The 710-nt window shown below is 30.3% G+C and carries 1 protein-coding gene; it reads right to left on the reverse strand.

The genetic code is table 11. From position 1 onward, the window contains the following. Positions 1-54: 54 nt before the first annotated feature. On the reverse strand, positions 55-710 hold a 656-nt coding region (locus tag CD128_RS06730), incomplete at its 5' end, for a transposase (protein WP_231917268.1).

Consider the following 710-nt stretch of genomic DNA (forward strand, 5'->3'; position numbering starts at 1 on the left):
GGTTCTACGCAAACATCGGTTGATAAATAAAAAAATTATTTAATTATAATTAGATTAAGCGACAAAGAGGAAATCAGACTTTTTTAGTCTTGGTTTCCTTTTTATTTTCTTAAATAATCGTTCTTTGACGATGATACGACATTTGAAATTATCAAAGTTACGATAACCGTAGGCTATGCGTTTTTGAACTTTAATTTTATTATTAAAACCTTCGATAGGTCCGTTTGATAAATGAGGAGAATTGAACGTATTCATAATATGAGGTGAAAATTTATCAAATGTTTTTAATACTCTATTTAAACCTTTAGAAATAGATGTTTCGTCTTTAATACAATTAAAGAACGTTTCCGATTGATTACGTTTTAAAGCCCGTCTAAGTTGATGGCCCACTTGATGCGTAGATTTAAGTATGTCACTTTCTTCTAACATATAATTCAAGACACCTTGAGGTGTCATCCATTTATCAAAGAGTTTCACAGGACCATAAATAAAGCTTTCTAGGTTTTCTGTGTCGGTAAGAAATATCTTCCAATGACGTTTTAACTTATTATAAAATCGTTGGTCTGTGTATCTAACTTCATTCATCAAACGAATACGCGCAGTGTTAATTTCTCTATTAATAGATTGAACAATGTGAAAACGATCAATAACGATGCGTGCATTAGGGAATAACTCTTGAATCATATAAATATATGCTTCAAACATATCAA

Origin of the sequence: Staphylococcus croceilyticus, from assembly GCF_002902575.1 — a bacterium.
In the GTDB taxonomy this organism is placed as follows: domain Bacteria; phylum Bacillota; class Bacilli; order Staphylococcales; family Staphylococcaceae; genus Staphylococcus; species Staphylococcus croceilyticus.